The organism is Curtobacterium sp. L3-7 (genome assembly GCF_048756585.1).
Taxonomy (GTDB): Bacteria; Actinomycetota; Actinomycetes; order Actinomycetales; family Microbacteriaceae; genus Curtobacterium.
Window position 1 is genome coordinate 2274884 of sequence record NZ_CP151474.1, and the last position, 13955, is coordinate 2288838.

A 13955-nucleotide genomic window follows, 5' to 3' on the forward strand; every position below is an offset into this window, starting at 1 on the left:
CCTGAACCTAGCGCGCAGCGGCGCGACCACGATTGGCGACCGCGGCGGCACCAGCGAAAACGAGGAGCACGATGACCCCAGCGGCGACGTAGACGGCCCGGTACGGGTCGGGGGATGCGCCGAGCACGGCGATGAGCAGGCCCGCGAGGACGGCTCCGGCCCGACGGGTGTTGGTGAACAGCCCCGTGGCGAGACCGGGACTCGGGAACACGTCCTGGAAGACGGTCAGGCCGAGGCCGGCGACGGTGGCGAAGAACCACGCGTTCAGCGGTTGCAGAGCCAAGAGCTGCCACGGTTCGTGCGCCAGCGCGACGAGGCCGTAGTAGGCGACGCCGCAGGCCCAGCCGCCGGCGAGGAGGAGCCGGACGGGGCGTTGCTCGTGGAGTCGGCCGATGAGCAGCAGTGCGGGGATCTCGAGCAAGGCGGCAGCGCCGAGGACGATGCCGGCCCAGACGATCGGAGCGCCGAGGTCCTGGGACACGAACAGGGTCGCGATCGTCACGGTGGCGATGTTGGTCGCCTGCAGCAGCGTGAACGCTCCGACGACACCCCACCGGTTCCAGCCGTGGAGCTGCGCGAGCAGCCGCGGCCTTGGCGCGGCGTCGTCAGCGGGGGTGGTGCCGCGTCGGCGGAGGAGTAGGAGTACGGTGGTGACGTTGACCAGTCCGATGCCGGCGAGGAGTGCGAGCGCTGCCGGGTTGCCGGCGGCGCCGGTGACGAGGGTCGCCAGAGGTGGGCCGATCACCCAAGCGAAGGACACGATCGCGCGGGTCCGGATGACCTGCGCCGGTAGTGCGCCTTCGTGGCGGAGCTGCGCGAACAGCAGCGTCGACCCGACCCCAGGCGGCCCGCCGAGGATGACCAGCGCGAGCACCACCACCGGGAGCGACGTCGTGACGGCGAGGACCGCGACGAGAGCGACCCCGCCGACGGCGCAGAACACCAGCGGGCGCAGGTAGTTCCGGGCCCGGTCCGCGAGTGTCGGAATGACCAGGGACGTGGCAAACCCGCCGACGTTGTACAGCCCGAGGACCCAACCGACCTCGGCCGGCGTCGCGCCGTAGAGCGTCACGAGGAGCACAGCGAGGAGCGGATTCAGCACCGCGAACTGCAACGCCCAGAACCACGCCGCGACCGGCCAGAGCACCTTCCCTCGCCGCTGCACGGTCTCCGTCGTCACGGGTGGCCCACCACCAGGCGCAGCGACCCGTCGAACGTCGGTTGCGAGCGGAGCTGCCCGTGCCGGGCGTCCCAAGCTCCCGAGTCGAGGTCAGCCTGCAGCGTGTGCTCGAAGCGTTCTCCGATGTCTGAACCGACGAAGCTCCACGCGGAGTTCGCGCGCCGGGCGCCGGGGTCGAGGAGCGCTTCGGGGCGGCCGTAGTACGCCTCGCTGAACCCGTCGACGCATCCGAACGGGATCGGCACCGACTCCACGCTGAGGGTTCCGCCGAGTCCCAGGCGCAGAGCGTCGATCGACGGGTATCGGCTGGCTTCTGTGGCGATGACCTCGGGTGCGTAGTCGTTGATCCACGACCGGGTGAGCGCCGCCGGGTCGCAGGTGAGAATCACGACCGGCCCGCGGGTCACCCGGCGGACCTCCTGGAGCCCAGCCTGCAGGTCTCGCCACTGGTGGACGGTGAACGACGCCAGGGCGGCGTCGAAGGTGTCATCCCCGAACGGGAGATCCTCGGCGGTGGCGTTGACTGCCGGCGAGAGTCCGGCGGGACGCTGCGCGCGCATGGTCGCGCTGGGTTCGACGGCGGTGACGTCCAGGTCGGCCGGTTCGTAGGAGCCGGCACCAGCGCCCACGTTCACCAGCGTTCGCGCGTCGCCGAGCGCAGCCCGGATCGCCGCGATGAACGCCGGCTCCGGACGTCGATACTGCGCGTACCCGGCCCCGATTACGCCGTAGTTCGCATCGCCGGCACTGCCATCGGTCTTGTTCGTCACTGAACGCTCATCTGTCATACCTCCACCCAACCGCCGACCTCACGCCCGTCGCCAGCGGTGATCAGGACGACGGCCGTACAAATCGCGCCAACTCACGCCAACTAATCGGGACCGCAGATTCGTGTTGAATGGCGAAACATTGCCGCATCTGCGGCGTGCCCTGTCGAACGGAACCCGCCATGACGCACCGCGCCACCCGCTTGCCCGTCCTCCTGACTGCGGTTGCCGCGGCGTCGCTGTTGCTGACCTCGTGCTCCACTGGCCGCACGACAGGCGCCTCGTCGTCGCCTTCTGCTTCGTCGACGTCTGCGACGGGCTCGATCACGGTGTTCGCGGCCGCGTCGTTGCAGAAGACGTTCACCGAGCTGGGGAAGCGGTACGAGGCCGCGCACCCGGGCGCGACGATCGAGTTCTCCTTCGCCGGCTCCAGCGACCTCGTGACGCAGATCCAGAATGGCGCACCGGCCGATGTGTTCGCGTCCGCGGACACGAAGAACATGGACAAGCTCGCCACCAGCGACCTCCAGGGCTCACCGGAGGACTTCGCCAAGAACACGCTCGAGATCGCGGTCGCGCCGGGCAACCCGAAGAAGATCACCAACTTCAAGGACCTCACTAACGCCGGCGTGCAGGTCGTCACCTGCGCGAGCCCCGTCCCCTGCGGTGCGGCTACGGAGAAGGTAGAGCAGGCCACCGGCGTGACGGTGAGGCCTGTCAGCGAGGAGCAGTCCGTCACCGACGTGCTCGGGAAGGTCAGCTCCGGGCAAGCGGACGCGGGCCTGGTCTACGTCACCGACGTCAAGGGCGCGGCCGGCAAGGTCGACGGGGTGACGTTCAAGGACGCCTCGTCTGCCGTCAACTCGTACCCGATAGCGGTGCTCAAGGAGAGCAAGAACCCCATAGTCGCTGCAGCGTTCAGCGACTACATCCGCTCTGCTGCCGGGCAGGAGGTGCTTCAGGCGGCCGGCTTCCAAGCTTCCTGAAAATCGAGGGCGGCAGTCCGGTGACCCATCGGCTATCGGACACGAGGTGATGTGCCCGAGCGACGCTGGAACGACCGGGGGTGGGACACTGCGGTGGTGCAGATTGATGAGCTGAGAGATGAGGTCGAGCAGGTCTCGGCGTTCTACGCAGAGCGTCACCGCATCGATCGCACCGATGACTGGTTCGTGTTGAAGCTCAACGAAGAAGTGGGGGAGCTGACACAGGCGTACCTCGCTCGAGCCGGTCAGGCGCGCGACAAGGGACGCACCAGTGAAGAACTCGAGAGCGACTTCCGATCCGAGCTGGCCGACGTGCTCGCCCAAGTCCTCCTCATCGCGCGCCGCTTCGACGTGAACGTGGCTGATGAAGTGGCTCGGAAGTGGCTCGTCTGGAAGCCCACCCAGTAGCCCGCTTGCCACCGACGACGAGGACGGATTGGCTCAGTACGTGACGTCACCAGAAGTGATCCTCGTGCACGGTCTCTACCACCAGCCGCTGCACATGCAACCACTCCGGGAAGCGCTCGAAGCGGGTGGCGTGACGGTCTACGTGCCTCGGCTCCACCGTGGATCGCTGGCGGCCGATACCGAAGCGGTGCAACGAACTGTCAACACTTGTCGGGAGCGGCCCGTCCTGGTGGGCCACAGCTACGGCGGTGCTGTCGTCGCTGGAGTGGAGGGGGCCGCCTCAGTCGTCTTCATGGCAGCGTTCGCGCCGAGGGTCGGGGAGAGCTGCGCGCGACTCGGCGGCCCTGATGCGCCGGTGAATGCTTCAGTGCGGCCGCACCCGGCAGGTGGCACGTTCATCCCCGCTGAAGCGGCGGCCGACCTGTTCTATGCGGACTGCGATCCGCAGAGTGCGCAGCGGGCTGTTGATCTGCTTGTGCCACAGGCGTCCGGGCATGGCAGGGGCGTCGTCGAAGCAGCACCGTGGGAGGGATTGGTCAGTCACTACATCGTCTGCTCCGACGACCGCGCACTGAGCCCAGCGCTGCAGATGCATTTCGCGCAGCGGTGCAGCAGTCACGAAGTGCTCAATGCCGGCCACTCGCCCTACATCTCGCAGCCCCAGCATGTCGCGGCCTCAGTGCTGAGGCACGCCGGCGTCCGGTAGCCGACCGGCTATCGGACAGCGTCTTGGCTCCTGTGCGATCCTGCCGATATGCGCTACCGGCTGATGAACGAGTACAGCGTCGACTGGCCGCTATGGGACGACGATGGCCCTTGCGACGCCGGTACACCGTCCTTTTCACCACAGCTTGAACACGAGATCCTCGAGTGGGCCCGCGACTTCACCGAAAACTACGGCATCGAAAGCGGCTGGCCTACTGAAGCGGCTGCGCGCTCCCATGAACGCCAAGGACGTCGTCTGCTGCTGCTCGTCGAACGAGAGCTACCGGAGGGAGACGACGTGGTGCTCGGCTACTGGGAGACCAACAAGCGCAAGGGGTTGTAGACCCCGCCGATAGACGCGTCCCGATCGTCGACCGGTCATCGAGACGCCGGTTCTAGTGCACCCTGGGACCGCAGAGCTTGAGGACTGCTCTCCGTGTCATGGGACGCGGAGAACGAACGACCCGGCAGTTTCTTCGGCTTCAAGCAGCGGTCGGGGTCGTCCTCTGCCCGCTCGTCGCCGTCACCCTCGTCGTCATCGGAGTTGTGCGAGCAGCAAGTGACGCTCCGCAGGGAGGGTCAGCACTTGGCTTTCTGATCCTTGTCGCGATCCTGCTCTTCGGAGGAACGTTCGTTTGCTGGCATCGTTTCCGGGTGCTCAGCCGCTCGGATGTACCGCCTGCAGATCGGACTGATGCATCGTCCTAGTAGCCGATCGATCATCGGACGGTCTACTGAGATCGGTGGCTTCAGGCTCGTGTGGACGCGTCCCCTGTGCCTCGCCGGATCGTTCTCGTGCGCACTTGCTGCAACACGAAGAGGCAGAGTGCGACCGAGCCGATCGCCATCACGAACGAGTCGGCTTCCTCGCCGGCAAACACTTTCAGTGTCACAGTCGCTGCGGCCGCCCACGGGAGCCAGGCGACGGCGATCGCCGCAGCCAGGACCGTCCGTCGCTGAGCAAGTAGGACGAGGACGCTGACGAGGACGATTCCTCCAGCTGATGCCAGCACCCAGGGAGCGAGCGCAATGCTCCACCAGCCGGCATCTCCGACGAATTGTGTCTCCCACGGACGCGCGGTGGGGAGTCGCAGGAAATCGAAGAGCGCCGACGCGATCCCGACCAAGCCGAACGCGGCAAGGCTTGGGAGTCTGCGGCGTGGATCGCCGATGGAGGCGAAGATGACCAGCAACGCGACGAACACGACGGTGGTTGAGCCAGGTCCGTTCCAGTTCCCAGTTGCCGAGCGAAGCAGGGCCGCGCTGACCACTCCGAGCAACGCCACAACCCCGATCGCATGGGTGAGTACCCGCGATCCGGCGACGGCCGCGACGAACATGAGCAGCACAGGCGCGATGAACAGTGGCGCGGCGTTCAGGAACGGCCCAAAGAGTGGAACGTTGTCGGGGATGGTGCCCCTGTCGAAGCCTTGCGGCCATGAGACGAAGAAGAAGTACGTCAGCGTGAACGCGGCGGCAGCTCCGACCGAGATGGACGCCACGAGTGCCCGCACGTCCTGCGGGCATACGACGTTGATCCACTCCGCCAGCCCTCGTCCACGAAGGTCGGCGAGCTCGCCGGTGGCCGGGGCGGTTCGGCCTTCACCGTCCGCGACGTCGAGGAGGACCCCGACCATCGCCTCGCCGAATCGGCGTCGCCACTTCGGCGGGTACCAGCGCACCGCTGCCCGGTACTGCTCTTCCAGGTTCGTACTGGTCATGCGATCCCCCCACGTGCGATGAACGCTGAACCGGTGACGTGCCCGGTCTGGAAGCCCTGCAGGCGCCGGCGCGCCGCGCTCGCGTTGGCTTCGAGCCGGCGCACCTCGCTCTCGAGAGCGTCTCCACCCGCGGGTGTCATCTCGAAGTACTTCCGCAGGCGACCATCGACGACTTCCTCTCCGGCTTCCTGCACCAACCCCTGATCGAGAAGACGGTCGAGGACTGCGTACAACGTGCCGACCTTCAACCGGACCCGGCCGTCGGAGATGGACGCCGCTTCCGCGATAAGGGCGTACCCGTGCGCTCGGCCCCCCGCCAGTGCCGTCAGCACCAGCAGTGTCGGCTCTCGCATATCACTGCTACTCATGCAGCCATGATACTCATACAATCAGAGCATGCGGAAGCGTAGATCACACGGACCTTGCGCCGTCCCGTTAGCCGATCCCTTACCGGCCCCGCTTCGCCTTCCGAAGCGCGAAGCGCCACAACCAGGCGCCAGCGCCGAGCCAGAAGAGGCCGAGCACGGTGTTCAAGATCACCAAGAGCACGTCGAGGTCGGGTCGAGTGAGACGAATGATCGACGTCGCGACGAACACCAGGCCGAAGGCGAGCGCGATCGAGCCGAGAACCTTTGCGCTCAAGACGTCCATTGCGCCAACCTAACTCGCGCCGGCGTCCGTAGGGCGATCGACTATCGGTACTGCCTCGTGCTGAGCGGCTACTGATGTCGCCGGCGCTGCCAAAGTCGAGTCACGAGACCGACCGTGCCGATGGCTGCCCAGACTCCGATGGTCGCGGAATCGAGCGGACTATGGCGGTGCAGCGCAATCGGCAACCAGCAGATGGCAGCGAGGTACGCGATCGGCCAAAGGTTTGACCAAGTGCGCATGAGTCGCAACCAGAAGCGCGGGCGAACGAGGGGCGGAGCTCCGACGTCTGTCGGCGTATGCTCCCCTTCCGCTGACTGCTCGTCGGACATGGCTAGAAGCTACTGCAGTTTCTTTAGCCGAGACCGCTTGCTGCGTGAGTTCCTAAGCGCGCGTCCCGTTAGCCGATCGTTCGACGGCACACGAGCGCGGTGCGATGATCGGCCGGTGATACTTCGAAGCTCTCGCCTTGCGCTCGAGCCGATTTCCCCGGACCTCGCCCGGCGCATCGTCGCCCGCGAGGAGCAGCCTGGCGACAACTGGCACAGCGAGTACCCCTTCGCCGATGAAGTAGACCCGTTGACGTCCCTGTCTGTTGCTGAACCGACAGACACTCCGTTCACGATGTACCTCATCCGAAGGACGGACGACGGGCAAGCTGTCGGCGGCCTCGGGTTCTTCGGCTCGCCGGACGAGTCGGGCCAGGTGGAATTCGGCTACGGCCTCGTACCGTCAGCCCGCGGAGCAGGTCTTGCGACTGAAGCAGTTGGAGTTGCCCTCGAACACGCCTCTTCCTGGGGTGCCCGAGTCGCGGTCGCCGACACAGCCGTCAGCAACCTCGCCTCTCAGCGAGTCCTGGTGAAGAACGGGCTCACGGAAGTCAGTCGAGACGACGCGCTGGTCTACTACCGTCGCACTTTCGCGTCTCGATAGACGATCGGCTATCGAGACCTCGACACGACCGGCACGATGTGCCTACGATCGGCGCTGTCCACAGGCGTCGCACTGACGTATCGGCTATCGGGTACGGTTTTCAATCGATTGGCCGAGCCTCATCAGCTCCTCGATAGCCGCGATCGCCACGCGTGAGTCCGGTCCGTTCTCCCGCTGCCAGCGTTCGTAGATCCGGTTGAAAGCGGCTGCCCCGACGTCGACGGCAGCGCGACCCTCTGCCGTGACGCGCAGGTGCTTCTTCCGGGCGTCCGCAGGGTCAGAGTCTCGTATGACATACCCCAGTGACTCGAGCATGGAGATCGTCTTCGCCGCGGCCTGACGGCTCACCCCAGTCTCGCGGGCCAGGGACGCTGCGCTGGACGCGCCGTGGTCGATCGCCTGCATGGCCAACTCGTTCGCGACCGTCAGGCCTGGGTGGCCGGCTTCTTCGAGGCTGACGCGGACCTCCGCGACCATCACCTCGAATGCTCCCAGGAGGAGGCGTGCGAACTGGGTGCCGCTGGTGACGTCCATGCATCGAATTTACTCGAATCCGGCAGGGTTGACAACCTAGTTGCCTACTACTTTACTAGGCAACCTGGTTGTCATATTGAAGGAGAGCGCCATGAACACCATCGCCGCACCGGGAGCCACGATCCCAGAGGTTCAGCACCACACCGCCGACGTCAACGGAACGACGCTGCACTACGTCTCCGCCGGCACGAGCGGATCACCGGTCCTCCTGGTCCACGGGTTCCCCGAGACCTGGTGGGCGTTCCACCGCCTGATCCCGCTCCTTGCTGCCGAGCACCGTGTGTTCGCCGTCGACCTCCGAGGCTTTGGGGACTCCGCCACCGCCGCCGACGGCTTCACCAGTGCCGATGCCGCGGAGGACCTGCACGCCCTCATCGCCCAGCTCGGAGTCGGGCCGGTACACCTCGCTGCGCAGGACATCTCCGGCGGCACCGTCTACCGCCTCGCTTCGGATCACCCCGCGGACATCCGCAGCCTGATCGCCACCGAGATGGGTCTCGCCGGCTTCGGCCTCGAGGGCTTCGGTGACATCACCCACGGCGGCTCGTGGCACATCGGCGCCCTCGCTGCCCCGGGCATCGCCGACATGCTCTTCACCGGCCGCGAGAAGGAACTCCTCGGCACGTGGGCGTTCCCGTCCATGTCGGCTGACCCGACCTCCGTCACCGCGTCCGACGTCGACGAGTTCGCCCGAACCTACGGTCGGCGCGACGGCTGGAAGGGCGCCATCGGGCTCTACCAGTCGATGCTCTCCGAGGGCGCCGACTTCCAGGAGCGTGCGCAGCAGAAGCTCGCCGTGCCCGCCTTGGCAATCGGTGGCTTCGGTGGTCCCTTCACCGAAGGAACCGTGACACAGATCGTCGAGGGTCCGGTCGAAAGCGTCCTCATCGAGGGCGTAGGGCACTACGTCGCCCTGGAAGCACCCGACCGTCTCGCCGCAGCCATCAGCACGTTCCTCGTCAAGCAGGACTGACAATCAAGGTCCGTCGCGCTCTCGGGTGCGGCGGACCTTGATCGCTTCACGCCAGGTCGAGCGATCGCTCATGACCTGCCCGCCGACGGATCGGCTAGCGGTCATCGCAAGCGGGCCCTGACGACGGTCGCTGCCGCTATCCGCTTACAGATTGATAGTCGCGGTTGTGCCTCGCTCTGGGGGAGTGGCTATGAAAGCCCTGGAGATTACGCTTTCGAGGTTGACAGCACGGGGCTGTCTCCAGATCTAGGGGGTCTCGTGCGCACAGTGCTGCACGCTTCACGCCCGAGGGGACGCAGCATGGCTGCGGCTGCCCTGGGCGCTCTCGCTCTTCTCGGTTCGCTGCTCGTCGCGACGCCCGCGCACGCGCTCAGCGATACGGGAACAGGCGGTGTCTTCGTCCCGGCTACGGGCCGTGTCCTGGACACCAAGAACAACATCGGTGGATACAACACGCCGATGCCAGCGGACACCTGGCGGACCGTGAAGGTCGCCGGCATGGCCGGTCTCCCCGACGACGGAACCGTCGGTTCCGTGTCGCTCGTCGCCACCGTGGCAGATATCCCCTCGCAGGCGATCCTCTACGGTCGTCCGGATGCGAACGCCTCGACGACGTCGATGGGTATTTACGGCGGCATTGACAACGACAACACGTCGTTCTCTTCTGTCCTCGCAGTTGCAGCTGACGGCTCGATTCAGGTCAAGACGCAGAACTCCGTGCGTTTGATCCTCGACGTGCAGGGCTATTACACGGCGAACACTGACGGCACCGCGCCCGGCGGCTTCGTCCCGCTGAACGGGAAGCGCATCGTCGACACCCGTTCCGGACTGGGCGCGACTAAGGCCACCGTTGCCGGCGGCAAGACTGTGACCGTCCAGGTGTCCGGCACGGCCGGCGTGCCTGCTGACGCTTCCGGGGCGATCGTGAACCTCATTGCGATCAACACGACGGACAAGGTGGGTTACCTCACCCCCTACGCGGCCGACGGGACTCGACCGACGAACTCGTTCAACTACGCCGGGAGCACGACGACCGGCATGCAGGCCCAGGTGCAGCTCTCTGCTGACGGCAAGATCAACATCTACAACGGCACCAGCACCATCAACCTGGTCGTCGACGTGCAGGGCTACTTCACCGCCGCGGGCAAGAGCGGCGCCGTCTTCACCCCGGGTACCGGCCGCGTCTATGACTCCCGGGCAACCGGTAACAAGATCGTGGGAGCGAACGAAACCCGCGCCATCCAGGTCGCCGGGCAAGCTGGCGTCCCGGTCATCGGTTCCGGGGTGTCAGCGGTCGTGCTGTCCCTCACCGTCGCGCATGGTGGACAGAACGGCGGCTACGCCCGCGTCTGGGCAGACGACGCTGACGAACCCAACACGAGCGCGATCAACTACGACTACGACACCATCCGTACCAACACCATCACGGTGCCGCTCGGAGCAAACGGCAAGCTCGACCTACACAACGTCGGATCCGCCACAAACTACGTGTTCGACGTGCAAGGCTGGTATGCCAACCCGATCGCTCCGAAGGTGACCTGCCCCTACACGGCCGGCTCCACCACCTACAAGATCCCGTCCGCGGACTTCACCTGCGCCGTCACTGCTCCGATCGCAACGGGAACGGGCCAGCAGCTCGGCCTCACCGTTGACGGGGCCGACGCGGGCATTGTCGACCTGTCAGCCACCAAGACGACGACCGCGAAGGCAACCGTCGCCGCTCGAGGCGGCGAACACCGCGTGGACGCGACCATCGTGGACCAGGCCGGCAACGCCGTCACAAGCACCAGCGTGCTCTTCGCGCTCGGCGGTGATTGGATCACCAACGGCGTCTCCGGCTACCCCGTCGACACCGCATACGCCTCCACTGACACTGGTCTATACCTCAAGGCGACGAACGATTCATTCGCCGACGACGTCACCACGCAGTACACGCTGACGGCCAACCCGGACGGCGTCTCAGACCCCATCGAGACCAGCGCGGCGACTGCTGACGTTTTCCGTCCCGCTGCCTCACTGACCGCAGGGCAGGCGTACTACTGGACTGCTCGGGTGACCGGCACCTCTGCTGGCATCGCGGCAGATAAGACGTTCGGGCCGTGGAAGTTCACCGCCTCGGACACTCCGATCGACAACTACTGCGCCGAGGCACTGCTACAGCAGAACGCTCGGTCAGGAACTGCGACGCAGCCGGATGACTTCAACGTCTGCGCCACGATGCCCAGCGACGACCAGGACGCCGCAACGTACGACGGCATGGGGGTCATGACCCCGGAAGCAACCTTCGACAGCACCGACAGCGCTGCAACGGCGTCGACCGGTGGTGCGGTAGTTCGCGCCGCCGGCAAGGTTCGCTCGAAGACCGCGGCCGTGCACATCAACAGCCGGTCGATGATCTGGAAGAGCACCATGAAGACCCTGCAGTACTACGACGGCGCGTCAGCGTGGTCGAAGACCAAGTACCGCGGCTATCAGGGCTACATCCGGTGCAACACGAAGGACACGACCAAGGAGAGCTACAGCTTCGGTCCGAACATCTCCGTCGACAAGTGCGCCAACTACTCGCCCAAGGGTAAGGACATCCTCTACGAGCAGATCACCATCCGGTACGGCATCGGCAAGATCGGTCCGACATATGGTGGGAGCATGCACGCAACACTCACGAAGAGCGGCACCCAGTCCGCCGGTGAAGGCGTCGGGTTCTGATGGAAGTGGGGCTCAGCGGCAACGGCAATCACGCCACAGGGAAGCATGCGCTGCTCCTCGGGGCAGTGCTCCTCGCGCAGCTCGCGAGCAACTTCGTGCTCCCCGGGCTCGGGCTTGTGTTCCTCGGTCTTCTCTTCGTCCCAGCGTGGTTCGGTGCGCGTACTGATCGAATCGTGCTCGCCATCGGAGCTGTGCTCAGCGCCGCGTACCTAGCCGTCGCACTCATCGATGGCATATCGGGGCCAGCGGTCGGCTTCCAGCTGAGCTAGCCCTGTGGGCGGTTCCGGACACCCGGAACCGCCCACACTCTTTGCGCGGCGCGCTTGGCGCGACCGCCGCCAGCCGGAGTGTCTCCCGTGAACGGTGCGATCGGTCCTCCACACCAACAGCACCACGATGATCACGACAACGAGTACCGCGCAGACCAGCCACAGCAGAAGATCCCCACTCATACCAACAAGCGCACCACAGCGACCGACCCCCGCGAGCCAATGCCCGCCCCGAAGTCCACGGCCGTCCCGATGAAGGATCGGCTATCGGACGCCGCTGGTGCCGCTCATGTTGGCGGCGGGCGTCGCTGTCGTCCAGTTTGTGAGGAGCGTGAGCGCGTCCGCGCTCGGGGAGTCGGGCTCGGCCGTGTAGACCGTCATATCGAGGGACGAGTCTGCGGCGAGGGCCATGGAGTCGAACGAGAGTTCCAGGTCCCCGACAATGGGGTGGTGCAGGCGCTTCCGCCCGGAGGTGTGCCGGCGGACGTGGTGCGCAGCCCACATGGTGCGGAAGGTATCGCTGCGGGTGGCGAGTTCGCCGATGAGGTCGGAGAGGTCCTTATCGTAGGGGTCCTGCCCGGCTGACGAGCGGAGGAGCGCGACGGTCATCTCGGCGATCTCGTCCCAGTCGCGGTAGAACGTCGCCGCGCGGGGGTCGAGGAAGGTGTAGCAGGCCAGGTTCATCGCTGCCCCGGTCGGTTCGGCAAGATCCGCGTAGAGGGCCGTGCACAGTGGGTTGACCGCGATGAGGTCCAGGCGGGAGTTGCTGATGAACGCGGGACTCGTGGTGATGCTGTCCAGCACCCGCTGCACGCTCGGCGTCGCTGCGCGAGACGGCGGCCGGCGCTGCGGCCGGATCGCTCGGCCGGCGCTGCGGATCAAGTCTTCCAGGTGCGCACGCTCGGCGTCGTCGAGAACGAGCGCACGGCCGAGACCGTCGATCACCGCGTCGGACACCCCGGTCGCGTCGCCGCGCTCGAGGCGCGCGTAGTAGTCCACACTCACTCCGGCGAGGACCGCGGCTTCTTCGCGTCGGAGCCCCTGCACCCGCCGGTTCGCAGCGCCAGCCGGTAGGCCCACGGACTCCGGCGTCGTCCGTGCGCGCCGGCTGACGAGGAAGTCGCGAATCTGTTCTCGGTCGCTCATGATCGTCCGACTGTACGACCGCTTCCCGGAAGAAGGGAGGCACTCTGAGGCACCCTCTCACCGGGACTCCCTCAGCGGTGGCCACCCCGGTTCGCTGGTCGGTGATGCGTGGCGCCGTGCCACGCCGGAAGGACCCCAGATCATCATGAGCACCACCACCCGGACTTGGTTCATCACCGGCTCCTCCCGCGGCTTCGGCCGTGTGTGGGCTGAGGCCGCCCTGAACCGTGGCGACAACGTCGTCCTCACCGCCCGCAACACGGACGCTGTCGCCGAACTCGTCGAGCGCTTCCCGGAGCAGACGCACGCCGTCCAGCTCGACGTCACCGACCGCGACGCAGTCTTCGCCGCGGTACAGCAGGGCATGGACCGGTTCGATCAGCTCGACATCATCGTCGCCAACGCCGGCTACGGCCTCTTCGGCGCCGTCGAGGAGACCACCGAGGACCAGGCCCGCCGGCAGATCGAGGTCAACGTCTTCGGTGCGCTCTGGCTCCTGCAGGCCATTGCTCCCGTCCTCCGCGCGCAGCAGCACGGCCGGGTCCTCATCACGTCGAGTTTCGGCGGGCTGATGAGCTTTCCGACCGCGGCGCTCTACGGCGCATCAAAGTACGCCGTCGAAGGGCTCGGGGAGTCCTTCGCCCAGGAGACCCAGGACTTCGGCACGAAGGTCACCCTCATCGAGCCCGGCGCGTACGCGACGGACTTCATGGGCGACTCCGGCGACCAGACCGAGGCCTTGTCGGCCTACGACGGCGCCCGAGCACGCACCGGCGAGTTCTTCAGCAACATGCCCGCCGCCGACCCCACCCACACCGGCCACGCGATCCTCGCGCTGACCGACATGGACCAGCCGCCCCTGCGACTCATCCTCGGCGAGCACGCCATGCCTCTCGTCGTCGACACCTACAACGAGCGCATCGCGTCCTGGCAGCAGCAACAGACCCTCGCCGCTTCCGCGCAGTAGTCCGGACACGAG

16 protein-coding genes are annotated in these 13955 nt (G+C 66.3%); 9 read left to right on the forward strand and 7 right to left on the reverse strand.

Features of this window, described 5'->3' with window-relative positions; genetic code table 11:
- Positions 1 to 7: 7 nt before the first annotated feature.
- Together AAEP80_RS11065 and AAEP80_RS11070 are read right to left on the reverse strand one after the other, a co-directional pair.
- Positions 8 to 1180, reverse strand: coding sequence for an MFS transporter (locus AAEP80_RS11065; protein ID WP_420364437.1), 1173 nt, complete (start codon positions 1178 to 1180; stop codon positions 8 to 10).
- Complete coding sequence (locus AAEP80_RS11070) at positions 1177 to 1950, reverse strand: class I SAM-dependent methyltransferase (protein WP_420364438.1); 774 nt, start codon at positions 1948 to 1950, stop codon at positions 1177 to 1179. Before AAEP80_RS11070 ends, AAEP80_RS11065 begins: the two co-directional genes overlap by 4 nt.
- A 179-nt stretch (positions 1951 to 2129) precedes the next feature.
- On the opposite strand from AAEP80_RS11070, the gene modA reads away from it, so the two are divergent.
- From modA to AAEP80_RS11090, 4 genes are all read left to right on the forward strand, one after another.
- Complete coding sequence (gene modA, locus AAEP80_RS11075; RefSeq protein ID WP_420364439.1) at positions 2130 to 2933, forward strand: molybdate ABC transporter substrate-binding protein; 804 nt, start codon at positions 2130 to 2132, stop codon at positions 2931 to 2933.
- Between the two features lie 96 nt (positions 2934 to 3029).
- On the forward strand, positions 3030 to 3341 hold the full coding sequence (locus tag AAEP80_RS11080) for a pyrophosphatase (RefSeq protein ID WP_420364440.1): 312 nt from the start codon (positions 3030 to 3032) through the stop codon (positions 3339 to 3341).
- A 40-nt stretch (positions 3342 to 3381) separates the two neighbouring features.
- The gene (locus AAEP80_RS11085; RefSeq protein ID WP_420364441.1) at positions 3382 to 4047 is read left to right on the forward strand and encodes an alpha/beta hydrolase; all 666 of its coding nucleotides are present in this window, start codon (positions 3382 to 3384) and stop codon (positions 4045 to 4047) included.
- Positions 4048 to 4095: 48 nt separating this feature from the next.
- Entirely contained in the window at positions 4096 to 4389 is a 294-nt protein-coding gene (locus AAEP80_RS11090) for a hypothetical protein (protein ID WP_420364442.1), read from the forward strand.
- A 406-nt stretch (positions 4390 to 4795) separates the two neighbouring features.
- Here the strand turns inward: AAEP80_RS11090 and AAEP80_RS11095 are convergent, their stop codons facing one another.
- The 3 genes from AAEP80_RS11095 to AAEP80_RS11105 all read right to left on the reverse strand — a co-directional run bounded on the left by AAEP80_RS11095 (position 4796) and on the right by AAEP80_RS11105 (position 6418).
- Positions 4796 to 5767, reverse strand: a complete 972-nt coding sequence (locus AAEP80_RS11095; protein ID WP_420364443.1) for a hypothetical protein — start codon at positions 5765 to 5767, stop codon at positions 4796 to 4798.
- Positions 5764 to 6135, reverse strand: a complete 372-nt coding sequence (locus AAEP80_RS11100; protein WP_420364444.1) for a PadR family transcriptional regulator — start codon at positions 6133 to 6135, stop codon at positions 5764 to 5766. Before AAEP80_RS11100 ends, AAEP80_RS11095 begins: the two co-directional genes overlap by 4 nt.
- Before the next feature lie 79 nt (positions 6136 to 6214).
- Positions 6215 to 6418, reverse strand: a complete 204-nt coding sequence (locus tag AAEP80_RS11105) for a hypothetical protein (RefSeq protein ID WP_071278458.1) — start codon at positions 6416 to 6418, stop codon at positions 6215 to 6217.
- Positions 6419 to 6862: 444 nt separating this feature from the next.
- Between AAEP80_RS11105 and AAEP80_RS11110 the strand changes: the two genes are divergently transcribed.
- Complete coding sequence (locus AAEP80_RS11110) at positions 6863 to 7348, forward strand: GNAT family N-acetyltransferase (RefSeq protein WP_420364445.1); 486 nt, start codon at positions 6863 to 6865, stop codon at positions 7346 to 7348.
- A gap of 84 nt (positions 7349 to 7432) precedes the next feature.
- Here the strand turns inward: AAEP80_RS11110 and AAEP80_RS11115 are convergent, their stop codons facing one another.
- Positions 7433 to 7882 carry a MarR family winged helix-turn-helix transcriptional regulator gene (locus AAEP80_RS11115; protein ID WP_420364446.1) on the reverse strand — a complete coding sequence of 150 codons (450 nt, stop codon included), beginning with the start codon at positions 7880 to 7882 and terminating at the stop codon, positions 7433 to 7435.
- A gap of 91 nt (positions 7883 to 7973) precedes the next feature.
- Between AAEP80_RS11115 and AAEP80_RS11120 the strand changes: the two genes are divergently transcribed.
- The 3 genes from AAEP80_RS11120 to AAEP80_RS11130 all read left to right on the forward strand — a co-directional run bounded on the left by AAEP80_RS11120 (position 7974) and on the right by AAEP80_RS11130 (position 11830).
- Positions 7974 to 8855: an alpha/beta fold hydrolase gene (locus AAEP80_RS11120; RefSeq protein WP_420364447.1), complete on the forward strand. Its 882-nt coding sequence runs from the start codon at positions 7974 to 7976 to the stop codon at positions 8853 to 8855.
- 300 nt (positions 8856 to 9155) lie between these two features.
- Complete coding sequence (locus AAEP80_RS11125) at positions 9156 to 11561, forward strand: hypothetical protein (RefSeq protein ID WP_420364448.1); 2406 nt, start codon at positions 9156 to 9158, stop codon at positions 11559 to 11561.
- A complete protein-coding gene (locus AAEP80_RS11130; protein ID WP_420364449.1) occupies positions 11561 to 11830 on the forward strand; it encodes a hypothetical protein in 270 nt (89 codons plus the stop codon). The genes AAEP80_RS11125 and AAEP80_RS11130 overlap by 1 nt, the downstream gene beginning before the upstream one ends.
- Before the next feature lie 264 nt (positions 11831 to 12094).
- Here the strand turns inward: AAEP80_RS11130 and AAEP80_RS11135 are convergent, their stop codons facing one another.
- Complete coding sequence (locus AAEP80_RS11135; protein WP_420364450.1) at positions 12095 to 12976, reverse strand: helix-turn-helix transcriptional regulator; 882 nt, start codon at positions 12974 to 12976, stop codon at positions 12095 to 12097.
- Positions 12977 to 13121: 145 nt separating this feature from the next.
- On the opposite strand from AAEP80_RS11135, the gene AAEP80_RS11140 reads away from it, so the two are divergent.
- Positions 13122 to 13943 (forward strand): SDR family NAD(P)-dependent oxidoreductase, encoded by an 822-nt coding sequence (locus AAEP80_RS11140; RefSeq protein WP_420364451.1) that lies wholly within the window; start codon positions 13122 to 13124, stop codon positions 13941 to 13943.
- Positions 13944 to 13955 lie beyond the last annotated feature (12 nt).